The organism is Roseinatronobacter alkalisoli, from assembly GCF_028745735.1.
Taxonomy (GTDB): domain Bacteria; phylum Pseudomonadota; class Alphaproteobacteria; order Rhodobacterales; family Rhodobacteraceae; genus Roseinatronobacter; species Roseinatronobacter alkalisoli.
Genome location: NZ_JAQZSM010000004.1, coordinates 187,943 through 213,974 on the forward strand (window position 1 = coordinate 187,943; position 26,032 = coordinate 213,974).

The 26,032-nt window shown below is 63.7% G+C and carries 26 protein-coding genes and 1 riboswitch; of the genes, 19 read left to right on the plus strand and 7 right to left on the minus strand.

Annotated elements, in window-relative coordinates; all coding sequences use genetic code 11:
- Window positions 1-38: 38 nt before the first annotated feature.
- A complete protein-coding gene (locus PUT78_RS06640; RefSeq protein ID WP_274351454.1) occupies window positions 39-422 on the minus strand; it encodes a hypothetical protein in 384 nt (127 codons plus the stop codon).
- 1 nt (window position 423) lies between these two features.
- On the minus strand, window positions 424-1,626 hold the full coding sequence (locus PUT78_RS06645) for a pyridoxal phosphate-dependent aminotransferase (RefSeq protein ID WP_274351455.1): 1,203 nt from the start codon (window positions 1,624-1,626) through the stop codon (window positions 424-426).
- Between the two features lie 113 nt (window positions 1,627-1,739).
- Here PUT78_RS06645 and PUT78_RS06650 point away from each other — a divergent pair, with 113 nt between their 5' ends.
- From PUT78_RS06650 to PUT78_RS06660, 3 genes are all read left to right on the plus strand, one after another.
- Complete coding sequence (locus tag PUT78_RS06650) at window positions 1,740-2,141, plus strand: helix-turn-helix domain-containing protein (protein ID WP_274351456.1); 402 nt, start codon at window positions 1,740-1,742, stop codon at window positions 2,139-2,141.
- Window positions 2,142-2,414, plus strand: coding sequence for a succinate dehydrogenase assembly factor 2 (locus PUT78_RS06655; protein ID WP_274351457.1), 273 nt, complete (start codon window positions 2,142-2,144; stop codon window positions 2,412-2,414). It abuts the gene before it with no gap.
- 62 nt (window positions 2,415-2,476) lie between these two features.
- The gene (locus PUT78_RS06660) at window positions 2,477-2,986 is read left to right on the plus strand and encodes a MarR family winged helix-turn-helix transcriptional regulator (protein WP_420793475.1); all 510 of its coding nucleotides are present in this window, start codon (window positions 2,477-2,479) and stop codon (window positions 2,984-2,986) included.
- A gap of 99 nt (window positions 2,987-3,085) precedes the next feature.
- Here the strand turns inward: PUT78_RS06660 and PUT78_RS06665 are convergent, their stop codons facing one another.
- From PUT78_RS06665 to cobO, 4 genes are all read right to left on the minus strand, one after another.
- Complete coding sequence (locus PUT78_RS06665; RefSeq protein WP_274351459.1) at window positions 3,086-3,517, minus strand: hypothetical protein; 432 nt, start codon at window positions 3,515-3,517, stop codon at window positions 3,086-3,088.
- 152 nt (window positions 3,518-3,669) lie between these two features.
- Window positions 3,670-4,617: an adenosylcobinamide-phosphate synthase CbiB gene (cbiB, locus tag PUT78_RS06670; RefSeq protein WP_274351460.1), complete on the minus strand. Its 948-nt coding sequence runs from the start codon at window positions 4,615-4,617 to the stop codon at window positions 3,670-3,672.
- Window positions 4,614-5,423: a propanediol utilization protein gene (locus PUT78_RS06675; RefSeq protein ID WP_274351461.1), complete on the minus strand. Its 810-nt coding sequence runs from the start codon at window positions 5,421-5,423 to the stop codon at window positions 4,614-4,616. The genes cbiB and PUT78_RS06675 overlap by 4 nt, the downstream gene beginning before the upstream one ends.
- Window positions 5,424-5,714: 291 nt before the next feature.
- Entirely contained in the window at window positions 5,715-6,329 is a 615-nt protein-coding gene (gene cobO / locus PUT78_RS06680; RefSeq protein WP_274351462.1) for a cob(I)yrinic acid a,c-diamide adenosyltransferase, read from the minus strand.
- 36 nt (window positions 6,330-6,365) lie between these two features.
- Window positions 6,366-6,583: riboswitch (cobalamin riboswitch) on the plus strand.
- A 340-nt stretch (window positions 6,584-6,923) separates the two neighbouring features.
- On the opposite strand from cobO, the gene PUT78_RS06685 reads away from it, so the two are divergent.
- The 7 genes from PUT78_RS06685 to cobJ all read left to right on the plus strand — a co-directional run bounded on the left by PUT78_RS06685 (window position 6,924) and on the right by cobJ (window position 14,890).
- The gene (locus PUT78_RS06685) at window positions 6,924-7,289 is read left to right on the plus strand and encodes a DUF1636 domain-containing protein (protein ID WP_274351463.1); all 366 of its coding nucleotides are present in this window, start codon (window positions 6,924-6,926) and stop codon (window positions 7,287-7,289) included.
- Between the two features lie 69 nt (window positions 7,290-7,358).
- Window positions 7,359-8,396 carry a cobalamin biosynthesis protein CobW gene (cobW, locus tag PUT78_RS06690; RefSeq protein ID WP_274351464.1) on the plus strand — a complete coding sequence of 346 codons (1,038 nt, stop codon included), beginning with the start codon at window positions 7,359-7,361 and terminating at the stop codon, window positions 8,394-8,396.
- A gap of 7 nt (window positions 8,397-8,403) precedes the next feature.
- Complete coding sequence (gene cobN, locus PUT78_RS06695) at window positions 8,404-11,652, plus strand: cobaltochelatase subunit CobN (protein WP_274351465.1); 3,249 nt, start codon at window positions 8,404-8,406, stop codon at window positions 11,650-11,652.
- The gene (locus PUT78_RS06700) at window positions 11,645-12,781 is read left to right on the plus strand and encodes a cobalamin biosynthesis protein CobG (protein ID WP_274351466.1); all 1,137 of its coding nucleotides are present in this window, start codon (window positions 11,645-11,647) and stop codon (window positions 12,779-12,781) included. The genes cobN and PUT78_RS06700 overlap by 8 nt, the downstream gene beginning before the upstream one ends.
- Complete coding sequence (locus PUT78_RS06705) at window positions 12,781-13,410, plus strand: precorrin-8X methylmutase (RefSeq protein ID WP_274351467.1); 630 nt, start codon at window positions 12,781-12,783, stop codon at window positions 13,408-13,410. The genes PUT78_RS06700 and PUT78_RS06705 overlap by 1 nt, the downstream gene beginning before the upstream one ends.
- Before the next feature lie 11 nt (window positions 13,411-13,421).
- Window positions 13,422-14,147, plus strand: coding sequence for a precorrin-2 C(20)-methyltransferase (gene cobI, locus PUT78_RS06710; protein ID WP_274351564.1), 726 nt, complete (start codon window positions 13,422-13,424; stop codon window positions 14,145-14,147).
- Window positions 14,144-14,890 (plus strand): precorrin-3B C(17)-methyltransferase, encoded by a 747-nt coding sequence (cobJ, locus tag PUT78_RS06715; protein ID WP_274351468.1) that lies wholly within the window; start codon window positions 14,144-14,146, stop codon window positions 14,888-14,890. The genes cobI and cobJ overlap by 4 nt, the downstream gene beginning before the upstream one ends.
- Window positions 14,891-15,000: 110 nt before the next feature.
- Here cobJ and PUT78_RS06720 read toward each other — a convergent pair whose 3' ends face one another.
- Window positions 15,001-15,732, minus strand: coding sequence for a cobalt-precorrin-6A reductase (locus PUT78_RS06720; RefSeq protein WP_274351469.1), 732 nt, complete (start codon window positions 15,730-15,732; stop codon window positions 15,001-15,003).
- Between PUT78_RS06720 and cbiE the strand changes: the two genes are divergently transcribed.
- The 9 genes from cbiE to PUT78_RS06765 all read left to right on the plus strand — a co-directional run bounded on the left by cbiE (window position 15,731) and on the right by PUT78_RS06765 (window position 26,028).
- Window positions 15,731-16,933 carry a precorrin-6y C5,15-methyltransferase (decarboxylating) subunit CbiE gene (cbiE, locus tag PUT78_RS06725; RefSeq protein ID WP_274351470.1) on the plus strand — a complete coding sequence of 401 codons (1,203 nt, stop codon included), beginning with the start codon at window positions 15,731-15,733 and terminating at the stop codon, window positions 16,931-16,933. The two genes, PUT78_RS06720 and cbiE, sit on opposite strands and share 2 nt — an antisense overlap.
- Complete coding sequence (locus PUT78_RS06730) at window positions 16,930-17,304, plus strand: cobalamin biosynthesis protein (protein ID WP_274351471.1); 375 nt, start codon at window positions 16,930-16,932, stop codon at window positions 17,302-17,304. Before cbiE ends, PUT78_RS06730 begins: the two co-directional genes overlap by 4 nt.
- Window positions 17,301-18,086 (plus strand): precorrin-4 C(11)-methyltransferase, encoded by a 786-nt coding sequence (gene cobM, locus PUT78_RS06735; protein WP_274351472.1) that lies wholly within the window; start codon window positions 17,301-17,303, stop codon window positions 18,084-18,086. The genes PUT78_RS06730 and cobM overlap by 4 nt, the downstream gene beginning before the upstream one ends.
- Window positions 18,083-19,399, plus strand: coding sequence for a cobyrinic acid a,c-diamide synthase CobB (locus PUT78_RS06740; protein ID WP_274351473.1), 1,317 nt, complete (start codon window positions 18,083-18,085; stop codon window positions 19,397-19,399). The genes cobM and PUT78_RS06740 overlap by 4 nt, the downstream gene beginning before the upstream one ends.
- A 133-nt stretch (window positions 19,400-19,532) precedes the next feature.
- The gene (gene cobA, locus PUT78_RS06745) at window positions 19,533-20,258 is read left to right on the plus strand and encodes a uroporphyrinogen-III C-methyltransferase (protein ID WP_274351565.1); all 726 of its coding nucleotides are present in this window, start codon (window positions 19,533-19,535) and stop codon (window positions 20,256-20,258) included.
- Window positions 20,255-21,001 carry a precorrin-6A synthase (deacetylating) gene (cobF, locus tag PUT78_RS06750; protein WP_274351474.1) on the plus strand — a complete coding sequence of 249 codons (747 nt, stop codon included), beginning with the start codon at window positions 20,255-20,257 and terminating at the stop codon, window positions 20,999-21,001. Before cobA ends, cobF begins: the two co-directional genes overlap by 4 nt.
- An 852-nt stretch (window positions 21,002-21,853) precedes the next feature.
- Complete coding sequence (locus PUT78_RS06755; RefSeq protein ID WP_274351475.1) at window positions 21,854-22,705, plus strand: DUF6544 family protein; 852 nt, start codon at window positions 21,854-21,856, stop codon at window positions 22,703-22,705.
- Window positions 22,706-22,972: 267 nt separating this feature from the next.
- Window positions 22,973-23,344 carry a hypothetical protein gene (locus PUT78_RS06760; protein WP_274351476.1) on the plus strand — a complete coding sequence of 124 codons (372 nt, stop codon included), beginning with the start codon at window positions 22,973-22,975 and terminating at the stop codon, window positions 23,342-23,344.
- A gap of 173 nt (window positions 23,345-23,517) precedes the next feature.
- Entirely contained in the window at window positions 23,518-26,028 is a 2,511-nt protein-coding gene (locus PUT78_RS06765) for a heavy metal translocating P-type ATPase (RefSeq protein ID WP_274351477.1), read from the plus strand.
- Window positions 26,029-26,032: the final 4 nt, after the last annotated feature.

Sequence of the window (26,032 nt, forward strand, 5' to 3'; positions counted from 1 at the left end):
ACCCGCAAACGGCCACCTTAACCTGATCTGATCGCCTGCTACTCCGTGCTGCGCCGCGCCAGTTTGCGTACCAGAACCTCGCGCAGGTCCTGCATGGCCCACAGCAGTTCATCGGTGGCAGACTCGAGTTCTTCGGCAGTGGCGCGGAATTGGGCCCAATGCGCGATATGGCCGATATCGGAAACCGCGCGCGCCGCGCGCCCGTCCAGCCCGGTGCCATTGGCCAGCCAGTCGGCAATCAGGGCTTGTTCTTCATCAGTCAATACGTGGTTTTCAGCAACGCGCACGTCACCCGTTGCGGTATCAATCCCCGCGATCCGGTGCATTTCCGTGCGCCGCAGGCGCGGGTCATGGCGGATTTGCAACAGCATCGCGCCATTCGGGCGCGGGCGAAAGTAATATCCGCGCGCGCCCTTGGTCATGTCACTTCAGCCCTGCGCAGAATGCCTGAATGCGCGTGCAGGCCTCGCGCAAGGCCTCGTCCGAGGTGGCGTAGCTGACGCGGAAGCACGGCGATGTGCCAAAAGCCGCACCGAACACCACAGCCACACCGGTTTCTTCCAGCAGAGCGGTTGCAAACGCTTCGTCGTCGGCGATATGCGCGCCGCCCGCAGATGTCTTGCCAATGCAGCCCGCGATCATGGGATAGACATAGAACGCCCCTTCCGGCACCGGGCAGTCGATCCCTTCCGCGGCGTTCAGCATCTCCACCACCATGTCACGGCGGCGCTGGAAGATCTTGTTGTTCTCGGCAATGTAATCCTGCGGGCCGGTCAGTGCTTCGACCGCGGCCCACTGGCTGACCGAACAGGGGTTCGATGTGGATTGTGACTGAATCTTGCCCATCGCCTTGATAAGTTCAACCGGACCTGCGGCATAGCCAATCCGCCAGCCGGTCATCGCATAGGCTTTGGACACACCGTTCACTGTCAGGGTGCGGTCATAAAGTTGCGGTTCCACTTCTGCAGGGGTGCAGAAGGTGAAATCATCATAGACAAGGTGCTCATACATGTCATCGGACATGACCCAGACATGGGGGTGGCGCAGCAACACATCTGTCAGCGCCTTCAGCTCGTCCCGGGTATAGCCCGCGCCCGTGGGGTTGGAGGGCGAGTTGAAGATCAGCCATTTGGTTTTCGGTGTGATCGCGGCTTCCAGCTGGTCCGCCGTCAGCTTGTAGGCGGTCTGGCTGGAGGATTCTGCAATCACCGGCTCGCCGCCCGCCAGCAGCACCATATCCGGGTAGCTGACCCAATAGGGGGCAGGGATCACCACTTCATCGCCGGGGTTCAGCGTGGCCATCAGCGCGTTATACAGAATTTGCTTGCCGCCAGTGCCGACACTGACCTGCGCGGGCGTGTAATCCAGCCCGTTGTCGCGCTTGAATTTGGCGCAGATGGCCTTTTTCAGCTCCGGAATCCCGTCAACTGCGGTATACTTCGTTTTTCCCCCATCGATGGCCGCTTTTGCCGCGTCCTTGATATTGGCGGGCGTGTCAAAGTCAGGCTCACCAGCGCCAAGTCCGATGACATCCTTGCCTGCGGCCTTCAGCTCTGCCGCCTTGGTTGTCACTGCGATCGTCGGCGAGGGTTTCACGCGGGAGAGAGTGTCGGACAGGAAGGCCATGAGGCATACTCCGTTGCAGGTCAGAAATTTGTATCTCGGGCGTGCATGTCATAAGTTGCCCGCGACACCCGTTCAAGCGCTAATCAAGAACATTCAGACCGGAAGGAAGAGATATGACCGAAGAGACGCAGGCAACTGACTGGTATGCACCTGATCACGCGACATTCGGTGACCGGCTGACCGCCGCCCGCGAAGCACAGGGGCTGACACAATCGCAGCTGGCAGGACGGTTGGGGATCAAGTTGCAGACGTTGCAGGGCTGGGAAAACGACCGCTCGGAACCGCGGGCCAACAAGTTACAGATGGTCGCAGGGCTGTTGAACGTATCCATGGGCTGGTTGCTGACCGGCGATGGCGAAGGGCTGGCCGAACCCGCCAGCGCCGAAGAACTGGCAGAGGATACGCAGGAGTTGCTGAAGGATCTGCGCGCCATGCGTGCCGAAACAATGCGGCTTGCAACCCGGATGGGAAAAGCCGAAAAGCGGTTGCGGATGATCCTGAAAGAGACAGTCTGAATGACGCTTTCCCCCGAACAGGCCCGGCTGAAGATGCTGCGCATGCGCTCCTGGCGGCGCGGCATGAAGGAAATGGACCTGATCCTTGGCCCCTTTGCCGATGCCCATCTGGACAGGCTGACAGGCCCGGAACTGGACGCATATGACCGGCTTCTGGCCGAAAATGATCAGGATCTGTATCTGTGGGTCACAGGGGCGCAGACCGCCCCTGAATGGCTGCAGCCGATGCTTGGCAAGGTCGCTGTCGCCGCAGGTGTTGCAGATGCCGGATAGCGATTCTGTGAATTAACACAATCTTCGGGTGTTGCTGCCATTCTTGCCATTGTCCCGGAATGATGGAGAAGACGGTGAGTTTGCAGCAAACCCTTGGAACAGCGGCGCGGTCAGAATACCTGCGGCGCTATCTGGAAAACCTTGCATTGCTGGAACGGCTGCACAGGTTGATGCTTGACCTGATCAAGGATGAATTCGAACGCTTGGGCGTGGTCAATGTGAACCCTGTGCAGGCATTGCTGTTGTTCAATATCGGCGAAAACGAAGTGACCGCCGGTGAATTGAAATCGCGCGGCTACTATCAGGGGTCGAACGTATCCTATAACCTGAAAAAACTGGTGGAGCAGGGCTATATGCACCATCAGCGCTGCCCGGTGGACCGTCGCGCGGTGCGTGTGCGCCTGACACCCAGGGGGATAGCGGTGCGCGACCGTGTGGGCGCACTCTTTGAACGACATGCAGGTGAATTGCAGGCCGAAGGCATGATCGATTTCGACGCGCTGGACGGAATCGCCCGCAGCCTGCGCCGCATTGAGCGGTTCTGGGGCGAACAGATCCGGTATATTTATTAGCGCATCGCGCAAAACCGGAAACTGTTTTTGCGCGTTCCGGATGTGGGGAAACAAGATGACAGCGCCTTTCGCGTGGATGCAGAAATACGCAGGCAGGCCCTAATAACGGCAATTCGTGTAGATACCCGTTCCGATACATCTGACCTGCCGTCCATAGGGCATCTGGACCGGCGCAACGCTGGGCGCTGAATACCGGGGCAGGGGCTGACCCATCTGGCCCGCGTTTTGCCAGGCTTGGGCCGTTTGCTGCAATTCCATGGTGAACTGCTGCATCTGTGCCTGCTGAACCTGCTGATGATGGATGTACATCTGCATCTGCTGCATACTCATCGCCTGCCTGTAGCCGGTGGCCTGTCCTGTCTTGTCATGACACATGACGCGATCAGGGGCAATTTGCTGTATCTGGACGCATGTTTCATCACCGGCCATATAATAGTTTCCGTTCAGGAAATTTGGTGCAGCGGCCATTCCGCCTGCACAACCGGCAAGGGCCATCGCCGCAAGAATGCGCAATATTATAAAGGGCTTCATCTGGATCTTTCTGTGTGACTGACGGTCCCGGTTGCAGAAACACGCGGCACCTGCACATCAGTATTCACCAGCAATATGCCCATATTCTGACCCGAATGCGGCGCAGGAAAGCGCGCGCACCTGCCGCCGGGGCGGGCAGATATCTTCCCTTGTCAGATTCCTGCGACAACAAGCACGGCAACCGCCGCAGCCAGCGCCAGAATCCCGCGTCGGTAAAGTGCCAGCCCCTTGCGCAGATCCCCGGCAGTGGGGTCGGGGCAGATGGCGTTGACAAACGGATCGCCGGTCATCTCGCCCGCATAAGCGCGGGGGCCGGACAGCCGGATTCCCAGCGCGCCCGCCATCGCGGCTTCCGGCCAGCCTGCATTGGGTGACCGGTGCTGCCCGGCATCGCGCAACATGCAGGCCAGTGCCGCGCGCGGGCGCGTGGACACCAGTGCGAAAACCAGCCCTGTCAACCGCGCCGGTATCAGGTTTGCCAGATCGTCAATACGCGCAGAGGCCCATCCGAAGTCCGCGAATCTGGGGGTGCGATACCCGACCATCGAATCCAGCGTGTTGATGGCCTTATATGCGGCAACTCCCGGCAGTCCGGCAACCACACCCCAGAACAGCGGGGCCATGATCCCGTCAGACGTGTTCTCGGCCAGACTCTCGGTTGCGGCGCGGGCAATACCTGCGCTGTCCAGTTGCGACGGATCGCGCCCGACAATCATCGACACAGCCCGGCGCGCGCCAGGCAGGTCACCCGACGCCAGCGGGCGCAGCACTGCCGCGACATGGTCATGCATGGACCTGATCGCCAGCAAGGGCCAGGCAAGCAGACCACCGAGTACCGCGCCAACCCAGCCGGCAGGCAGCATCCATTGTATTGTCAGGGCCAGCCCGCCGGCGCAGGTGATCACCAGAACCGCAGCCGCGACTCCGCGCCGCTTGCGCGCGGCCGCACTGGCCGTGCCGACATTCCACGATCTTTCCAGATGGCTGATCATGGCCCCGATCCATGTCACGGGATGGCCGATCCTGCGATACAGCCAGTCCGGCCAGCCCAGGAGCACATCCAGTGCCATTGCAACCAGCATCATTGCAGCAAAACTCATGCAGCGCCCCCGCCCTGAAACCGCATGACACCATGATACCCGGCCGCGCGCATCCTGTCGGTCGCGTCGGGCGGGCAGGTTCCCGGCGCGAAAATCAACCCGCGCGCGGCACCCGTATGTGCGATATTCCAGCCCAACGCCCCGGTTGCCGCAGCCAGCGCCGCTGTCGGGTCAGGCACGCGGCCACGCAGCGCCAGACAGCGCCGCGCGCTTTCACTGGCAAGCTGCGCGAATTCTCGAAGATGCCGCGCCGCGCGCCACGCACCCACCAGATCGGCAATATCGGGAAAGTCATTGTCGCGGGCATCGGTCCGTGAGGGGCCGCCCCGGAACCCGCCCACCACCTCGAACTGCGGCAGGCCGGGAAGATGCGCATATGTGACCCCTTCACGCGATGCCCAAAGCAATCTTTCGGGTGCGGGAAACATCAGCGGATCGCTCGCGCCCTCTGCCTGAATGCAGGCCCGCGCCAACGCATCCGGCGTTCCGCGCCACTGCGCAAGATCCGCGAGTGCAAGAAGCGTGGCAGTCGAAACACCAGTACCAAGGCCTGCGGGCACGCGCGGCACCAGCCGGACATTCCCTGCAAGGTGAATATCCAGCGCCGCACTGAACCGCTGCATAATATCCGTTGTCGCAGGCGGGGCGCCGGTGGCGCCGTCAGGGTCGTCCTGCGCAGCAAGATGCGCATCCACCCCGGTTCGCGTGCAGGGCATGGTGATCAGCACCACAGGCCCGCCGGGGCCAAGCCGACCCTGAATCCATTCACCGAAATGCCCGTCAATGCTGACGGATGCGCGTGTCATGCCAATGCGCATGATGGCAAGGCATGCGCCCGGTTTTTAACCTGCGCCTCCGGCGGGGATATTTTTGCCAGAATGAAATACATGATTTCTTAACCTGTTTCAGCGATCATGAAAAAGCGGTACAGGGAGGGATCCCGATGACCGCCCAGAGTGAAAGCGCCGCGTCTCCCCTGTTTCGGCAGCCCGAGGCGCGGCGCCCGTTTCACTTGCATGCCATTTTCATTCTGGGTCAAATATCCTGGGGGTCGGGGGGCTAGCCCCCCGTCGTACCGGCACGCAGATGGCGGGCGTTCAGAATTCGATACCTTTCTGTGCCTTGATCCCCTGACGGAACGGGTGTTTCACCAATGTCATCTCTGTCACCAGATCGGCAAGTTCTATCAGTTCAGGTCTGGCATTTCGTCCGGTCAGAACCACATGGGTCATGGGCGGCTTTTCGTCGCGCAGAAAGGCCAGCACGTCGTCCAGCGCCAGATAATCGTTGCGCAGCGCGATATTGATTTCATCCAGTAGCACGAAGCGGATTTCGGGGTCGCGGATCAGTGCCTTCGCCTGTTCCCATCCTGCTTGTGCTGCGGCGATGTCGCGGTCGCGGTCCTGGGTTTCCCATGTGAAACCTTCGCCGGACACGACGAATCGGCATTGGCTGGAAAAATGGTGTTGCAGGAAGCTGCGTTCCCCCGTGGACCAGTTGCCCTTGATGAACTGGACCACGGCGCAGGGCATGTCATGGGCAATGCAGCGCATGATCATGCCGAACCCGGAAGAGGATTTTCCTTTGCCGGTGCCGGTATTGACGATAATCAGACCTTTTTCGTCGGTTTTCGTTGCCATCATCCGGTCCCGCGCGGCCTTGATTTTCTGCATCTTGTCGCGGTGGCGGGTGGCGTCGGCATTCTGGGTCAACGTGGCGTATCCTTGCTTGACTTGCGTGGCGGCGCGGCGCATCACTGTGGCGCTGGTGCCTGTTCTTGACAGGTGAAAAGGGAATGTGACAAGGCCGGACCGCAAGGTCAAGCCTGAAGCACAGCCGCCCCCGCGACCGTGACCGGAGAGGTTGCCCGATGCCACTGGCCGTATTAAGGCCGGGAAGGTGGGCAGACCGACAGGGAAACCTGACATCCGCAAGCCGGGAGACCTGCCAGCAGAAAAACGCCGCTCCCCTTGCGTTCCGGGGGGCATATCAACCGGCGGGGTGTCTGGTTGGGTTGTGTCGGGGTCTGCGCAATGGCGCATCGCCCGGGCCCTGCCGCAGCATCCCGCGTCAATGCGTGCGACGGGTGGTCGTGCGGGAAAGTGGGAAAATGACGCTACCTTCCGGTTCTGTTGCGGGGTCTTGCGTGCCAGCGGTGTTTCATGCCAGTGCCGCCGGGGTTATCTGCTGTGGATGTGCGCCGTCATGGTTCCCACGATCTGGCAGATGATGCCGGGTACCGGGTCACGCGCCCGCGCCGCGCCGTCCCTTGCCCCCGATGCCCCCGTGAACGGAGTTTTTGTCTGATGTCTTCTGAATTTGTCGATGTGCTGGTCTGCACCACCTGTCGCGCGGCGAACCTGCGCCCCGTTCCGGATGACGCGCAGCGGCCAGGTGCCGTTCTGGCCCGGGCCCTGCGCGACAATGCCCCGGAGGGGCTGCGCGTGATGGAGGTGGATTGCCTGTCGAACTGTTCCCGCGGTTGCACTGTGGCGCTGCGCAAGCCCGGCGCCTGGACCTATGTCTATGGTAATCTGGACCCTGACATGCATGTCGCAACTGTGATCGCCGGGGCAGACAAATACCGCGACGCTGAACAGGGCCTTGTCCCGTGGCGTGAACGGCCAGAACATTTCCGCAAGAACTGCATCGCGCGCATTCCGCCCCTGTAGTCCTGTTTCCGTCAATTTATGTCGCAAAACCGTTTCACATGGCGGACGGTTTTGCCCTAGAGGTATCCAATGTCTGATCTGTCAAAAACCCCTGTTACCATCATCACCGGCTTTCTGGGCGCGGGCAAAACCACGTTGATCAGTCACCTGATCCGCAATGCGGGCGGGCGCAGGCTGGCGGTTGTGGTTAATGAATTCGGCACTGTGGGCGTGGATGGGGACATCCTGAAATCTTGCGCCATTCCGGATTGCCCGGCAGAAAATATCGTCGAGCTGTCGAATGGCTGCATCTGCTGCACTGTCGCGGATGATTTCATTCCCACGGTAGAGGCGCTGCTGAAGCTGGACCCGAAGCCTGACCATATCCTGATTGAGACTTCTGGCCTTGCGTTGCCAAAACCCCTGCTGAAGGCCTTTGACTGGCCCGCGATCCGGTCGCGCATTACAGTGGATGGTGTGATTGCGCTGGCCGATGCCGAAGCCGTCGCTGCTGGTCGTTTCGCCCCTGATGTGGCCGCCGTTGATGCGCAACGCGAAGCGGATGACAGCATTGATCACGAAACGCCCCTGTCAGAGGTATTTGAGGATCAGATCGCCTGTGCCGATCTGGTGCTGCTGACCAAGCCCGACCTTGCCGGTCCCGATGGTGTGTCGCGCGCGCGCGACATCATTGCCGCCGAAGCGCCGCGCCCGTTGCCGGTGATCGAGGTGGCCGAAGGCGTGGTTGATGCAGCCGTGCTTCTGGGGCTGGAGGCCGGCGCAGAGGATGATCTGGCCGCGCGCCCGTCGCATCATGATGGCCATCATGACCATGAACATGATGATTTCGACACGATCATGATCGAGATGGGTGAAATCACCGACCCTGCTGATCTGGCTGCCCGCGTTCAGCATCTGGCGCAGACGCAGAATATCCTGCGCGTCAAGGGCTATGCCGCTGTGGCTGGTAAACCGATGCGGTTGCTGGTGCAGGCCGTGGGCGCGCGGGTGCGCCATCAGTATGACCGCCCATGGCGCGCAGATGAGGCGCGCATCACACGCCTTGTCGTGATTGCCGAGCATGACCATGTGAACGCCGCCGCCATCCGGCAGGCGCTGGAGGGATAGGCCCGCCATGCATGTCATCTTCCGCGAAAGCCACGGGCTGGAGGAAACCGCCACTCCCACTGATCTGGGCCAGACGCCGGCTGATCTGGTGGTGTTGTCGTTTTCTGACAGTGACCTTGGCGCATTCGCGGCGGGGTGGGCGCGGGGGCGCGATGGGTTGCCATCCTTGCGGCTGGCCAATCTGGCGGCGCTGACACATCCGCTGTCGGTCGATACCTATGTCGAGGATACGCTGTCGGGGGCCCGGGGCATTCTGATCCGTCTTATCGGGGGGGCGGGGTACTGGGCCTATGGGTTGCAGCAGGTGCAGGCGCTGGCGCGGCAAAAGGGCCTTGCGCTGGCGGTGTTGCCTGCCGACGGGCGGCCTGATCCCGCGCTTGACGCGGCTTCGACCCTGCCGGTCAGCACATTGCGCCGCCTGCAGCATTTATGCGAAACGGGCGGCGCGGTGTCAGCACAGGCCGCGTTGCAGCAGCTTGCCCTTGCGGCCGGGCTTTATGCGGCCCCTGTGCGCGGCGCGCGCGGAGTGGCGCAGGTGGGGGGCTGGACTGCGGACGGGGTAAGCTGCCCCGCTGCCTTTGCGCTGGGGTCAACCCGCCCGCGCGTGGCTCTGACCTTTTACCGCTCCTACATGGCTGCTGCGGATCTGGACCCGGTCCGCGCATTGGCGCAGGCGCTGGACGCGCAGGGGTTCGATGTGCTGGGGTTGTTCGTGCCATCACTGAAAGACCCGCAGGCGCGGGCGTGGCTGGCACGCTGGATCGGGGTTCTGGCCCCGCAAGCGGTGCTGAACGCAACGGCATTTTCTGCGCAGGGTGCAGGTGATGGCGCGGTGCTGGAAGCTGCGGGCGTGCCGGTCTTTCAGGTGGCGCTGGCCACCAATGACCGCAAGCGCTGGCTGGACGCGGAACGCGGGTTGTCACCGTCCGATCTGGCCATGCATGTGGTATTACCGGAAGTGGACGGGCGGCTGTTTGCCGGGGTCGTCAGCTTCAAGGAATTTGCCCCCCCCGACCCGGACCTGCAATTCGCCCGCGCCGGGCATCGCGCGGATATTTCCCGCGTGCGTGCGATTGCCGCGCGCATTGCCGGATGGGTGCGGCTTGGTGCGCGGCCCGCCGGTCAGCGGCGGCTGGCGCTGGTGCTGTCCACCTATCCGGGCAAGGGCTGGAATATGGCCCATGCGGTGGGGCTGGATGCGCTGGCAAGCGCGGATGCGATTCTGGCTGATCTGGCGCAGGCGGGCTATGACGTGCCGCCTGATGCGGGCGGCGATGCCGGCATCGGGCAGGCATTGCCAAGCGCGCGTATATATTGGCCGCTGGCCGCCTATCAGGCCGCGCTGGCGGCATTGCCGGAAACCCTGCGCAATGATCTGAACGCCGCTTGGGGCAACCCCGCGAACGACCCCGCCTGTACCGGGGGCAGTTTTGAATTCGCGGCACTGCGTCGTGGCAATGCCCTTGTGGCGCTGCAACCCGAACGCGGCACGCCCCAGACCCGCGATGATGACTATCACGACCTGTCGCGCGTCCCCCGTCACGCCTATGTCGCCTTCTATCTGTGGCTGCGCGAACAGGTGGATGCGCTGGTCCATATCGGCGCGCATGGCACGCTGGAATGGCTGCCCGGCAAATCCGTCGCGCTGTCAGATGATTGCTGGCCCGAAGCGCTGGTGCGCGATCTGCCGGTGATTTACCCCTTTATCGTCAATGATCCGGGTGAAGCTGCGCAGGCCAAACGCCGCATCGGCGCGGTCACGCTGGGCCATGTCCCGCCGCCGATGATCGCGGCGCAGTCCGGCACCGGCATGGTGCGGCTGGAAGCGCTGCTTGATGAATTTTCCAACGCAGATGGCCTTGACCCGGCCCGCCGCGACCGGTTGCAGGCCAGCATTCGCGATGAAGCCGAAGCGCTGGGTCTGGGGGCCGAACTGGGCCTTGAGCGTGCATCCTGCCTGAACGAGGCCATTTCCCGCATTGACCGTTTCGTGTGCGATATAAAGGAAAGCCAGTTCGGCGAAGGGCTGCATGTTTTCGGGCGGGGTGAACAGGGTGCCGCCGAACGCGCCGGTCTGCTGGCGGCGCTGTCGGGGCGTTTCGTGCCCGCTGGCCCGTCCGGTTCCCCGCATCGCGGGCGGCAGGATGTGCTGCCCACGGGGCGCAACATGTTCACAACCGACCCCCGTGCCGTGCCCACACGCGCGGCCTTCGCGCAAGGGGTGCGGCTGGCGGATGAACTGGTCCGTCGCCATTTGCAGGATCATGGCGACTGGCCGCGCGCATTGGTGCTTGATCTGTGGGGCAGTGCAACCATGCGCACAGCCGGCGAAGAATTCGCCATGGCGCTGCATCTTCTGGGCGCGCGCCCTGTCTGGGACGCGGGGTCTGAACGGGTGTCCGGTGTGGAAATCCTGCCGATTGCCGAACTGGACCGCCCGCGGCTGGATGTGACCTTGCGGGTATCGGGGCTGTTCCGCGATGTGTTTCCGCAACTGGCCACGCTGTTCGGGCAGGCCGTGCAGGCGCTGGCCGGGCGCGATGAAGCGCCGGACTGGAACCCGTTTGTGGGCAAGACCGGTGCGCGCGTCTATGGCCCGGCACCGGGGAATTATGGTCTTGGCATGGGGCAGGCGCTGGAAAATTATACCGACGCCGCCCGGCTTGAAGCCGGACGCGCCTGGCTTGCCGCGTCATCGCATGCCATGGATACCGGCGCGTCCGACCCCGAAGGGATTGCGGCGCGTGTGGCGGGGGCAGATGCCTTTGTCCATTTGCAGGACTTGCCGGAAACCGACCTGTTGCTGGCACAGGATTATGCCGCGCATGAAGCGGGATTTGCCGCAGCCCAGTCCGTGACCGGTGGCAAGGCCGCGCTTTATCATATCGACAGCACCAACCCCGACACCCCGCATGCCCGCCCCCTGCATGAAGAAATCGCGCGGGTGGTGCGTGCGCGGGCCGCCAATCCGCGCTGGATCAGGGGGATGATGCAGCACGGGTTTCGCGGTGGTGCGGAAATTGCCGCAACGCTGGACCATCTGGGCGCGTTTGCGCATCTGGCTGGCGCGGTTCCCCCGCAGCTTTTTGACCTCTATCATGATGCCACGCTGGGCAATGATGATGTGCGTGATTTCCTTGCCCGCGAAAACCCCGAAGCGTTGGCCGCGATGATTGCGCGATTTGTCGCCTTGCATGACGCCGGTCTTTGGGTGACACGGCGCAATTCCATTCTGGCGGGGTTGATGCATGACTGAGTTCGACGTCAAAGGCTGGTGTCCCGGTGCGCTGCGGCCCATGCGTTCGGGTGATGGCTGGGTGGTGCGGGTACGCCCGCGCGCGGCCCGGCTGACACGCGCGCAGGCGCTTGGGCTATGCGCGGCGGCACAGGCCCATGGCGCGGGGCTGATTGACCTGACCAACCGTGCCAATCTGCAGATCCGCGGTGTCAGTGACGCAGGCCTTGTTCCGTTGCAGGCCGATCTGGGCACGCTGGGCCTGCTGGACCCCGACCCGGAAAGCGAAACGCGCCGCAACATCCTGATTGCCCCCGACTGGCGGGATGGTGATGACAGCGCAGGGCTCTGGTCAGAACTGGCGGCCCGTCTGCACGAATTGCCCGCGCTGCCGCCCAAAATGGGCTTTGCCATGGATGCAGGGCCTGCGCCCGTCCTGTCACAAGACCCCGCCGATTTCCGCATTGAACGCGGGCAGGGCGGGTTGATCCTGCGCGCCGAAGGGCGCGTGCGTGGCATGGCGCTGGAACCGGGGCATGAAATTGACCAGCTTATCCGCCTGTGCCAGTGGTTTATCGCAACCGGCGGCGCGCAGTCCGGCCGCATGGCCCGTCATCACGCGCCGCTGCCCGACTGGGGCACATGGACCGCGACACCCGCGCCCGCGCGTGCGCGGTTTGCGCCCGGCTCTGCGCCGGTCGGGGTGATCCTTGGTGCCGCTTTCGGCCAGATTATCGCGCGTGAACTGGCGCAGGTGCTTGTGGCCAGCAGCACCACAGCGTTGCGTGTCACGCCCTGGCGCATGGTCATTCTGGAAGGGGTTGAGACCCCGCCGCATGACCTGCCCGAAGGGCTGATTGCCACGCCCGATGATCCCGCGCTGCGCGTGGATGCCTGCGCGGGGGCGCCGCTCTGTCCGCAGGCCAGCGTTGCCACGCGCGGACTGGCCAGGCAGATCGCGCCGCATGTCGCGGGGCGGTTGCATGTGTCGGGCTGTGCAAAGGGTTGCGCGCGGGCACAGGCTGCGGATATCACGCTGGTCGGGCGCGCAGGCGGCTTTGATCTGGTCCTGCGCGGGCGGGCCTGCGACCCACCAACACAAACAGGGCTGAGTGCAGCCCGGATCCTGACCCGTTTCGGAGCAAGCTGATGCCCTATACCTATGAAACCGATGGCGCGGCGATTTACCGCCAGTCTTTTGCGACCATCCGCGCGGAAGCCGATCTTGCGCGTTTTTCCCCCGAGGATGAACCCATCGCGGTGCGCATGATTCATGCCGCCGGCATGGTCGGGCTGGAACGCTTTGTCCGGATTTCACCGGATTTCACGCAACATGCCCGCGCGGCATTGGAGCAGGGCGCACCGATCCTGTGTGATGCGCGCATGGTGTCCGAAGGGGTGACCCGCGCGCGCCTGCCCGCACAGAATGACGTGATCTGCACCCTGCATGACCCAACCGTGCCCGGCCTTGCGCAGCAGATGTCCAACACCCGTTCTGCGGCCGCACTGGAATTGTGGCGCCCCCGTCTGGCAGGCGCGCTGGTCGCCATCGGCAATGCCCCGACGGCCCTGTTTCACCTGCTGAACATGCTGGAAGATCCCGACTGCCCGCGCCCCGCCGCCATCATCGGCTGTCCGGTGGGGTTCGTGGGGGCCGTGGAATCGAAAGATGCGCTGTGGCAGGCGCAACCAGTGCCGTGCTGCATTGTCGAAGGGCGGCTGGGCGGAAGCGCCATCACTGTTGCGGCCATCAATGCGATTGCGAGTCGCACAGAATGAGTACGCTGAATATGAATACCGGCAGGATATACGGTGTGGGCCTTGGCCCCGGCGCGCAGGATTTGCTGAGCGTGCGCGCCGACAGGCTGGTGCGCGGCGCAGCGCATGTGGCCTATTTCCGCAAGGCTGGCCGCAATGGGCAGGCGCGCGCCATCGTCGAGGGCATGCTGCGCGCGGATGTGACCGAGTTTGCGATGGAATACCCTGTCACCACTGAAATTCCGCTGTCTGATCCGCGCTATAACAAGGCGCTTGCGGGGTTTTATGCCGATTGCACCGCCCATCTGCGCGCGCTGGCGGGCGCGGGGTCAGATGTTGTCGTGCTCTGTGAAGGTGACCCGTTTTTCTATGGGTCATTCATGCATCTTTATACCCGGCTGAAAGATACCACCCCGATAGAGGTTGTCCCCGGCATTACCGGCATGTCGGGCGCATGGACGGCTACCGGTGCCCCCTTCACATGGGGCGATGATGTGCTGAGTGTGGTGATGGGCACCTTGCCCGAAGATACGCTTGCTGACAGGATTGCCCATACTGATGCGCTGGTTGTCATGAAGATCGGGCGCAACCTGCCGAAGGTGAAACGCGCCCTGCAAACCGCCGGGCGGCTGAGGGACGCATGGATCGTGGAATATGCGCAGATGCCCGGCCAGCGTGTCAGGCGGTTGGCCGATGTGGAGGAGGTGACGCCGTATTTCTCGATCGTGCTGATCCATGGTCAGGGGCGCAGGCCATGACCGGTTGGGTGGCCGTTGCGGGCCTTGGGCCGGGGGATGAGGCATTGGTGACCCCGCAAGTGCGCGCGGCACTGGATGCGGCAACAGATATCGTGGGCTATATTCCTTATGTGGCGCGCATCGCCCCGCGCGCGGGCCTGGTGCTGCATGCCAGCGATAACCGCGTGGAACTGGACCGCGCCGCCCATGCCTTGCAGATGGCCGCTGACGGGCGGCGGGTCGTGGTGGTGTCATCGGGCGATCCGGGGGTGTTTGCCATGGCATCGGCGCTGTTTGAAGCGCTGGAACATGGCCCCGCCGACTGGCGCGCGCTGGATATCCGCATCCTGCCGGGTATCACCGCGATGCTGGCGGCGGCTGCAAGCGCGGGTGCGCCGCTGGGTCATGATTTCTGTGCCATCAACCTGAGTGACAATCTGAAACCCTGGGCACTGATCGAAAAGCGCCTGCGGCTGGCCGCAGAGGCGGATTTCGCCATGGCGTTTTACAACCCACGGTCAAAATCGCGCCCCGAAGGGTTCGCGCGGGTGCTGGAAATCCTGCGCGACTGCTGTGACGAGGACCGCCCCGTGCTGTTTGCCCGCGCGGTCAGCACACCTGAGGAAGCGCTGCGCATTGTGCCGCTGGGCCGCGCGCGCCCCGATATGGCGGATATGCGGACAATGGTGATTGTCGGATCAAGCCTGACACGGATTGTCGAGACCCCGCGCGGACCGGTCCTGTATACGCCGAGGTCAGCATGACTGCGCCGGGGACGGTAGGGGGGCTGCCTGCCCCCCTCTTGGGCCTGATGGCCCAATTCACCCCCCGGGGATATTTTTGCCAGACTGAATGCAGGCACAGTGAAGGGGGGTCAGACGCGCACCCAGTCAAGGACGGTTGCGATGTCTTGGGTTTGCGCGCGTTCGGGCAGGGCCGGGCGGTCGATCATCAGGACCGGGATCTGCAACTGGCGCGCAGCGGTCAATTTGGCCAGCGCGCCTGTGCCGCCCGCGTTCTTGGCAACGATCAGGCTGATGTCATGCGCCTGCATCAGGGCGGCATCGGCAACTGCGTCAAAGGGGCCGCGATCGATGATGATGTGATGATCGGGCAGGGGTGGCGGGGTTTGCGGCGGATCGACAAGGCGCAGCAGGTAGCGGTGCTGTGGCTGCGTGGCGAAGGCTGCAAGATGCATCCGCCCCAGCGCCAGCATGATGTTGCGCCGCGGCATGCCGAGGGCGGCCACGGCCGCAGGAATGTCGGGGACATGGGTCCACTGATCACCATCGCGCGCAGTCCAGGGCGGGCGGGTCAGCGCCAGCAGGGGCGTGTCGGCAAGCGTTGCTGCGTGCAGGGCGTTGCGGCTTATTGTGTCCGCGAAGGGATGGGTCGCATCGACAAGATGGGTGATGTGGTTTTCGCGCAGGTAGCGGGCCAGCCCGTCTGCGCCGCCAAAGCCACCGACGCGCACCGGCACCGGCTGGGGTTTCGGGCGTGCGACGCGGCCGGCATAGCTGAGGGTCGTGGGCAGGCCTGCGCGGGCAAGGTCTGCGACAAGGCGGGTCGCTTCGATGGTGCCCCCGAGGACAAGGATATTCGGCATGGCTGATGGTGCCCCGTGGCTGACGATCATTGGTCTGGGGGAAGATGGCCTGAAGGGGCTGGGGGATGCAAGCCGTGAAGCGCTGGAAAAGGCTGAACTGGTTATGGGCGCGCGGCGGCATCTGGCCCTGTTGCCGGGGCTGGACTGCGCGGTGATTGAATGGCCGGTGCCGTTTGCGGATGGTATTGCCGGATTGCTGGCGCAGCGCGGGCGGGCTGTGGTCATGCTGGCATCGGGGGACCCGTTCTGGTTCGGGGCGGGCACCAGCGTGACGCGGCATCTGGACCCGGGCGAATGGGTGGCGCTGCCCGCGCCGTCGACATTTTCGCAGGCGGCGGCAAGTCTGGGCTGGCCGTTGGAAAATGTAGCCTGTCTGGGGTTGCATGCAGCGCCCTTGACGCGGTTGCGTCCCTGTCTTGTGGCGGGGGCGCGCGCCGTGGTCCTGTTGCGCGATGGTGATGCAGTGGCCGGGCTTGCGCGTTATCTGGATGGGCTTGGCTTCGGGGCAAGCCGGATGCATGTGCTGGAAGCGCTGGGCGGGCCGCGCGCGCGCCACCGGATTGCCACGGCGCAAGGCTACGCGCTGCATGATGTTGCCCATCCGGTCGCTGTGGGGCTGGAGGTCGCGGGCGACGGCCGGGCGCTGCCGGTTACTGCCGGGTTGCCCGATGATATGTTTCTGCATGATGGGCAGATCACCAAAAGGGCGGTGCGCGCGCTGACGCTTTCGGCGTTGGCCCCGCGTGCGGGTGATCTGCTGTGGGATATCGGTTCGGGATCGGGGTCGGTCGGGATTGAATGGCTGCTGGCCCATCCGCTGAATACCGCCACCGGGTTTGAGGCCGACCCGCAGCGCGCCGCGCGCGCGCGCGAAAATGCCGCAACGCTGGGCGCGGACCGGTTGCAGGTGGTGGAAGGGCGCGCGCCGCAGGTGCTGCGCGGCCAGCCCTTGCCCGATGCGGTGTTCATTGGCGGGGGGCTGTCGGAGGCGCTGCTGACGGAGTTGTGGCACCTGTTGCCGCAAGGGGTGCGCGTGGTGGCCAATGCCGTGACACTGGAAAGCGAGGCGTTGCTGGGCGCGTGGCACAGGCGGGCGGGCGGCACTTTGCTGCGGTTTGATCTGGCCGAGGCCGCGGCGCTGGGGCAGAAACGTGGCTGGCGCGCGGCCTATCCGATTGTGCAATGGAGTGTGACGCGATGATGGTTGCGGGATTTGGCTGTGCATCCCGTGTCACGGATGACAGTCTGCGCGCGCTTCTAGGCCGTGCGAAAATGGCCGGGAAGATTGATGCGCTGGCCTGTCCGGAAGCGCGCGCAGCAGTGCTGCGACCCTTGGCGCTGACCACAGGCGTGCCGTTGATCGCGCTGCCTGCGCAGGCACTTGCGGGTGTCACCACGCCCACGCAATCACCCCGCATGCTGGACACTTTCGGCACTGGCAGCGTGGCGGAGGCCTGCGCGCTTGTGGCCGTCGCACGGGCGGGCGCTATGGGCGCGCGGATTGTGGTTGCGCGCATGACATCAGAAGACGGGCTTGCGACCTGCGCTGTGGCAGAGGGAGAACAGCAATGAGCGTTCATTTCATCGGGGCCGGGCCGGGGGCGGCCGATCTGTTGACATTGCGCGGGCGCGATCTGATCGCGGCCTGCCCGGTCTGCCTTTATGCGGGATCGCTGGTGCCGCAGGCGGTGCTGGCGCATTGCCCCGAAGGCGCGCGGATCATCAATACCGCACCGCTGTCGCTGGACCAGATCATGGATGAAATCAGCGCCGCCCATGCGCAGGGCCAGGATGTGGCGCGCCTGCATTCGGGCGATCTGTCGGTCTGGTCCGCCATGGCCGAACAGCTGCGTCGGCTGCGCGCACTGGACATTCCTTATACTGTGACACCGGGTGTGCCCGCGTTTGCGGCGGCGGCGGCGGCGCTTGGCTGCGAACTGACCCTGCCGGAAGTGGCGCAATCGCTGGTGCTGACACGCACGCCCGGTCGCGCCAGCGCCATGCCCGCGCGCGAGTCGCTGCGCAATTTTGCCGCCACTGGCGCAACGCTTGCCATACATCTGTCGATCCAGAACCTTGCCCAGGTGGTGGCCGATCTGACACCGCATTACGGCGCGGACTGCCCGGTGGCGGTGGTCTGGCGGGCAAGCTGGCCCGATCAGCGGATTATTCGTGGCACATTGGCCAGTATTGAAGCCGATGTCGCGGGTAGCATGGAACGCACAGCGCTTATCCTGGTGGGGCCTGCATTGGGCGCTGACGGTTTTGCGGAAAGCGCGCTTTATGCGCCTGATTATGACCGCCGGTTCCGGCCGCAGACCGCAGATTCAATCTATAAGGACAGCATCGAATGATTCCAGGACTTATGGTTTCCGCGCCGGCCTCTGGTACTGGCAAGACAACGGTTATGCTGGGGGTGTTGCGGGCCTTGCGCGATGCGGGTGTCACAGTGCAACCGTTCAAAAGCGGGCCGGATTACATTGACCCAGCCTTTCACCGCGCAGCCAGCGGGCGCGAGTCGTATAATCTGGATAGCTGGGCGATGGGTCATGCATTGACAGATACGATTGCGGCAGAAAGTGCGGGCGCCGATATCATATTCGCCGAAGGGTCCATGGGCCTGTATGACGGGGTGGCGAAACCGGGGGCTTCGGGGCATGGGACCGGCGCGGAACTGGCGCTGCGGATGGGCTGGCCGGTGGTGCTGGTGGTCGATGTGTCGGGACAGGCGCAATCGGCAGCGGCGGTGGCGCTGGGTTTTGCACGTTACCTGCCGGACCTGCCCTTTGCCGGGGTGATCCTGAACCGGGTTGCCAGCCCGCGCCATGAACGCCTGATACGGCTGGGCATGGAGGCGGCGGGCTTGCGTGTGCTGGGGGCCTTGCCGCGGCGCGGGGATCTGGTGTTGCCCGAACGCCATCTGGGGTTGGTGCAGGCGACAGAACACCCCGATCTGGACCGCGCGATTGCCGATTACGCGACATTCCTGCGCGATCATGTTGATCTGGATGCGCTGATGCAATGCGCAGGAACCACTGGTCGTCCCCCCCCACGCGCCACCGGTTTGCCCAAACCGCCCGCGCAGCGCATTGCGCTGGCGCGTGATGCGGCGTTTTCTTTTACCTACCCGCATTTGCTGGAAGGGTGGCGGCGCGCAGGTGCGGAAGTGATGCCCTTTTCGCCGCTGGCAGATGAAGCGCCCGATCCGGGTGCCGATCTGGTCTGGCTGCCGGGCGGATACCCCGAATTGCATGCCGGGCGCCTGGCAGCGGCCACGCGGTTTCATGCAGGCCTGCAAGCCCATGCGGGCCGCGCGCGCCCGGTGCATGGGGAATGCGGTGGCTATATGGCGCTGGGGGAGGCCTTGATTGACAAGGATGGCACGCGCCACCAGATGGCGGGGCTGCTGGGGCTGGTGACATCCTATGCGAAGCGCAAGATGCATCTGGGCTACAGGCGTGCGCAATTGCGCCGGCCGATGCCGGGGTTTTCGGTGGGGGCGGCGCTGCGCGGGCATGAATTCCATTATTCCAGCATCCTGGCACAGCCCGACACACCGCTGGCCGAAGTGCGCGACGCGGAAGGGACGATTGTGCCAGAGACCGGATCGGTGCGCGGGCCGGTGACGGGGACATTCTTTCACCTGATCGCAGAGGATCAGGGATAGCGGGCAGGCGTGACGGGTGACGCGGCGGGTTGCCTTGACGTGGGGCATGGCAAAAGGATAGGGGGCTGTCTGCCCCCTCGGGCCTTCGGCCCTCACCCCCGGAGGATATTTTGACCAGAATGAAAGGGCGATGATGCGCGGGTTTGTTTCGTTTGTCGGTTCCGGGCCGGGCGATCCGGAATTATTGACAGTGAAGGCCGTGACGCGGTTGAAACAGGCAGATGTCGTGCTGTTCGATGACCTGTCTTCGGGGCTGATACTGGGGCAGGCGCGGCAGGGGGCCGAACTGGTGGCCGTGGGCAAGCGGGCAGGCCGCCCGTCGCCGAAACAGGACCATGTCAGCCGGTTGCTGGTGGATTATGCGCTGGAAGGCGCGCGGGTTGTGCGGCTGAAATCGGGCGACCCGGGCGTGTTCGGGCGGCTGGAGGAAGAGATCATCGCCTGCCGCGGTGCCGGGATCGGGTTTGAGGTGATTCCCGGTGTCACATCGGCGAGCGCGGCGGCGGCGGCGGCGGGTATTCCGCTGACCCGGCGCCTGAGTGCGCGGCGGGTTCAGTATGTGACCGGCCATGATCTGCGCGGTGCCTTGCCCGAAGGGTTGCATATGGCGGCTTTGGCGGATGCGCAGGCCACGACAGTCGTGTTCATGCCCAAGCGGACATTTCCCGAACTGGCCGATGCGCTGCTGGCGGCAGGACTGCCATCCGACACACCGGCGCTGCTGGCGGAGAATGTCAGCCATGCAGATCAGAAACTGACATGGTCCACAGTGGGATTGCTTGCTGCCGCCTTGCGCGATGTTGCCGGGGAGGGGCCTGCATTGATTCTTTACGGGCCGTTGTTCCGGGGGGATACATGATCGAGCTGTCGCTTGTCGGAATCGGAACCGGCAATCCCGAGCATCTGACGCGCGCCGCGATCCGGGCGTTGAACGATGCTGATCTGATCCTGTTGCCGCGCAAAGGGTCGCAGAAGGCGGAATTGCTGGAACTGCGCCGTCTGGTCTGTGCCGACATTCTGACCCGTCCTGTCACGCTTGCGGAATTCGACCTGCCGGTGCGGTCGGCATCCGGGGAGTATCTGGGGGGGGTGCGGGACTGGCATGCGGCTATTGCGCAGGCCTGGGCGGCGCAGATTACGGCCCATCTGCCGCAGGGCGGGCGCGTCGCGCTGATGGTCTGGGGCGATCCGTCACTTTATGACAGCAGTCTGCGCATTGCCGCGCGTCTGGGGGCAGGCGGGATGGCGTTGCGCGTGTCCGTGGTGCCGGGCATTACCAGCCTGTCGGCGCTGACCGCCGCGCATGGGGTGGCGCTGAATACGCTTGGTGCGCCGGTGATGATTACCACGGGGCGGCAGTTGCGGGACGGGGGCTGGCCCGCCGGGGTGGACAGTGTTGCGGTGATGCTGGATGCAGGCAGCGCCTTCGAGGTGCTGGACGCGCAGGGGGTGCATATCTGGTGGGGGGCCTATCTGAGCATGCCGCAACAGGTATTGGTGGCTGGCCCACTTGCGGATGTCGGCGCGCGGATCACGGCGTTGCGGGCAGACTTGCGGGCGGAGCATGGCTGGATCATGGATATCTATCTGCTGCGCCGGTAGTGCGTTCCGCAGGAGATGAGTCTGCGCGGTTGCGCACAGCGTGACATCCGTTTCAGCCGAGGAGGATATCTGCGGCGTATAGGGCCACGAATTCCGCGCCGGGTTCAATTGGTGTCATCACCTCTATCCGGACGCAGCTTAGGTCATGTGTGCCATCCCGGCGTCAATGAACAGGATGCGCGACAATCGCTACTGCGGGGGGGGGGCGTCCGTTTGTGGCAGATCCGGATCAGGAAATCGCCTTCCAGAGCGTCTTGCCGACACGGATAAGGGTGCTGTTGACCGCGCAGCGTGTCGTTGTGCCGCGCGGGAATGGCGCGGCGCGTTTCGCCTGAAAAGGACTGCAGGAAGCCTGCTTCAAGAACCGGATCAGTCCTGATACCAGCCGCCCGGGTTTCCAAACGCATAACGCAAGATGACAACGGGCGGCACGATTACATCGCGGGATCATGGCCGACAATCCACATGCGCGGATATGCCTTGACCCGGCAGATATTCATTCACGATGACCCGACAAGGGAGAGAGCCGGAATAACCTGCATGTGCCAGTCTGACGTAGCAAAGCTTCGGTTTCGTCAGCCGGAATGACGTCCGGCAGGTATTTCAGCCCCGAAGGCTGTGTGCTTATCTGTCGCCTGCTCCTCCTCTGCTGCGGCGGGGGCCGGAATGCATATGTCATGACTGGCGGTCCCCCGATAAACCTGAAACAAGGCGATGATACCGGGTTCAGGTTAACAAGCTATTTAGCGGGTATTGGTTCGGGCCTTTTGGCGCGGATTGCTGTTTTCCTTGCTGCCCATGCCCCGCCGGATGCAGAATGACGGCACCTTCCCCCGTTCAGGATTCCAGCCCATGACAGCCGTCAAGATTATTCTTCTCGCCCTTGCAGCGCTTCTGATCGCAGCCATTGCCGTTGGTCTGTGGGTACATTCCCGCGACAGGGCGCAGGCGGATCGGGTCTGGGTGGCGCTGGAGGGAGCGCGCGCGACCGACCCGCCGCGCTATGACCCTGCGATGGTGGATGGCCTGCCAGAGGTTGCGCAGCGCTATTTCGCCCGCGCCATCGCGCCCGGCACACCCCTGCATCGCGTGGTGCGGCTGGAAATGGCGGGCAGTTTCATTATGAACGGCAATGCCATGCCGATGCGTGCGCGCCAGATACTTGCGCCACCCGCGCAAGGTTTCGTGTGGCGGGCGGATATCGGCGCGGGTCTGATGCGTTTTGGCGGCTCGGACGGGTATTATCATGCGGGCGCGCGCGCGCAAAGCTGGACCAAGTTCTGGCTGCACGGCCTGATCCCGCTGGCCCGGATCGGCGGGACCGGGGATCATGCCCGCGCCGCAGCAACCCGGATGATGCTGGAGGCGATCTGGGCCCCGGCGAGCCTGCTGCCGCAATTCGGCGCGGAATGGACGCAGACCAGCGCCGACAGTGCCGAGATCCGCTTTGCCGATGCGCCTGTGCCTGAACCCATGCAGATCACTTTCGACAGCGAAGGAAACCCGCTGGAGGTCTGGGCCATGCGCTGGACCGATGCCAACCCTGAAAAGACCTATCGCCTGCAACCTTTTGGCGGGCGGATGCTGGAGATGACGCGCCATCAGGGTTTCCTGATCCCGCGCCGGGTGGAACTGGGCAACATGTGGGGCACGCCGGATTACGTTCCCTTTTTCATCGCCACGATCACTGGCGCTGAATTCTGACATGTCCACCCCGGCGTGGTTGCGGCCCCGGTTTCGCTGCTGGCTGTGAAGAGGGGGCTACGGCAGGGCCGGGCCATGGGCTGGCGGATCTGCGTCTTCTGTCGCATGCCATTCCGGCGGCGAAAGGGTGACATTCCGGCTGTGGAAAGCCCTGTCTGGCAGCGTCTGATTGTTGGACCGCTGTTTTCCGTGGCTTGATCCATATCATACCGGATCAGGTGAATTCGTGATAATTGTTCCAGACCGTTTCGAAAGGAAACCTGTCTGTTGCCAATGCGAATCCGGATATCACGGTGTCTGCCCCGCGCGTTCGTTATGCTGATGCGGGCCTTCGTGCTGTTCGTTCTTGTTGGCCTTGCCGGTACGTCCACCGCACATGCGCATCAGACGGAAGTGTTCACATCCGTTGCCGTGCAGACATCCGGGATGGTCTTGCCGGATGCGTGTTGCCATGTGGCGGATCAGGGCGGGCAACATGCCGATTGCGCCTTGTCGATGTGCTGCAGTTTGTCGGCGCTGCCCGGAAATGGCGGACGCGACATCCGGTTGGCCGCTGCCTTCATGCGGCCGCTGATCGGCCCGATGGGTGTCGCGGGCCGGTCCCATCCGCCGTTCTTGCACCCTCCCACCGCGACCTGACTCCACAGCCTGCGCCCCGTGCGCACGCAATGGCAGACATGCCGGAACTCTGCGCCGCTGGCGTTCCCCCAAAACAATGCGCGTAGCCGGTGTCCAAGAGGACAAGGTAACTCGTGGTTTCGCTGCGCATTTCAGGAACACCCGTCCGCGTGGAAGAATATCGGAGATGAGAGATGAAAAATGATGTGAAAAGTCAGCGCGACCAAGCGACCGCCGCGCTTATCGTTCCCGGGATGGGGAGTGATCACTGCGCGGGGATCGTGCGCAGGTCGCTTGTTCGGCTGGATGGGGTGCGCGACATAGAGACCAGTATCGCCGCGCATCGTGTCCGCGTGAGTTATGATGCGGGCCGCCTCAACCCGGCCGATCTGAAGGCAGCGATCGAGCGTGCGGGGTATGAAGTCGAGGATGCTGGCGGCACCGGCGGCGCGCGCGAGGTTCGCCTGACGGTGCCGGGCATGGGCAGTGACCATTGTGCAGGCCTTGTGGCGGGGTCCATCCGCCGCCTGCCGGGAATCGGGAGCCTGGACACCAACATCAGCAATCACCGGGTGCGTGTGTCATTCGATGCAGGCCAGACCGACGCGCAGACCATCCGCGCCGCGATTGAGCGCGCGGGGTATGAGGTGGACGCATTCGAGGAAGGTCAGATGCCCGACCATGCAAGTGATACCGCGTCGGAGGACCGCTATCTTGCGCGCGCATGGAAACGGCTATGGATTGCGGCCATCCCGGCCACGCTGATCATGGTGCTGATGGTCCCGCATATGTTCTGGCAGCCGATTCCGGGATATCTGGCAATCGTTGCGGTGCTGGCCTTCCCGGTGGTGTTCCTGTTTGGCGGCTGGGCCACGCATGTTTCTGCCTGGCGGTCGCTGACCAACCGCACGGCGAACATGGATGTGCTGATCTCGATGGGCAGCCTGCCGCCCTATCTGATCGGGCTTGCGGGGTTCATCTGGCCGATGACGTCTTTCATCGAGATGGCGGCGACCATCATGACCTTCCACCTAGTCGGGCGGTATCTGGAAGCGCGCGCGAAGGGCCGCGCCAGTCAGGCCATCAAGCGGTTGATCACCATGGGCGCCAAGACAGCCGCAGTGCTGCGCGATGGCGCTGAGGTCGAGGTGCCGGTGGCCGAGTTGCAGCTTGGTGACGTCATGGTGGTGCGCCCGGGGGCCAAAGTACCAACCGATGGCGAGATTGTGGATGGTAACAGCCATCTGGATGAATCCATTGCCACAGGGGAATCCGTACCTGTCGAGAAGGGACCGGGAGACACTGTGATCGGTGCCACGATCAACAAGGAAGGCGTGCTGAAGGTCCGCGCGACCCGTGTGGGCGCTGACACGTTTCTGGCGCAGGTTATCAGGCTGGTGGAGGAGGCGCAGGGGTCGAAAGTGCCGATTCAGGAACTGGCAGACCGGCTGACGGGCTATTTCGTGCCTGCGGTGCTGATAATCGCGCTTGGCACCTTCGCCACGTGGCTGGCTTTCGATGATATCTTCCGCCCGATCCTTGCATGGGGTGCGGATTTCCTGCCCTGGGTCAACCCCGAGATATCGGCCCCGATGGGGGCGATCCTTGCCATGATCGCTGTGCTGGTTATTGCCTGCCCTTGCGCGCTGGGGCTGGCCACGCCCACAGCACTTATGGTGGGGTCGGGGATGGGGGCCGAACGCGGTGTGCTGATCCGCTCGGGTGAGGCGATCCAGACGCTGAAAGACATCAAGGTGGTGGTGCTCGATAAAACCGGCACGATCACGCGCGGCAAGCCTGCGTTGACCGATGTCCATGCCTTGCTGGGTTTTGATGAGGGCCGCGTGCTGCGCGCCGCTGCATCGGTCGAGGCAGGGTCTGAACACCCGTTGGCGCAGGCCATCGTGACGGGGGCGCGCGAACGCGGGTTGGACGTGCCAGATGTGGCGCTGTTCAAATCGATCACCGCGCGCGGTGTGCAGGGCGAGGTCGACAATGAAACCGTGCGCGTGGGCAGCAGGCGGCTTTTGAATGAGGCCGGAATCGACCCCGATGCGCTTGAAGAACGGCTGGTCGCGCTGGAGACAGAGGGCAAGACTGCCATGCTGGTCGCCATCGGCGACAAGGCGGCGGGGCTCGTCGCGGTGGCGGATACAGTGAAGGCGGATTCAAAAGCCGCCATCGCCGCGATGCACGCCCTTGGCATCCATGTCGTCATGGTCACCGGCGACAATGAGCGCACCGCGAAATATGTCGCAGCACAAGTCGGGCTGGATGAGGTCAGGGCCGGGGTGCTGCCCGAAGGCAAGGTCGCGGCCATCCGCGAATTGCAGGAGAAGCATGGCCAGCATGTTGCCATGGTCGGCGACGGGATCAACGATGCCCCGGCGCTGAAACAGGCCAATGTCGGCATTGCCATCGGCGCAGGTGCAGATGTCGCGATCGAGGCCGCGGATGTCACGCTGGTCACGGGAGAGCTGACCAAGGTGGTCGAGGCGATCCGCCTGTCGAAGGCCACCTTCCGCAAGATCGTCGAGAACCTGTTCTGGGCGTGGTTCTACAACCTGGCCGCCATTCCGGTGGCCGCCCTTGGCCTGCTGCACCCGATGATCGGCGTTATCGCGATGACGGCGAGTTCGCTGTCAGTCATCGGCAATTCACTGCTGCTGAAACGCACGAAACTTACTGTCGATACCAAGAAGTAAAAGG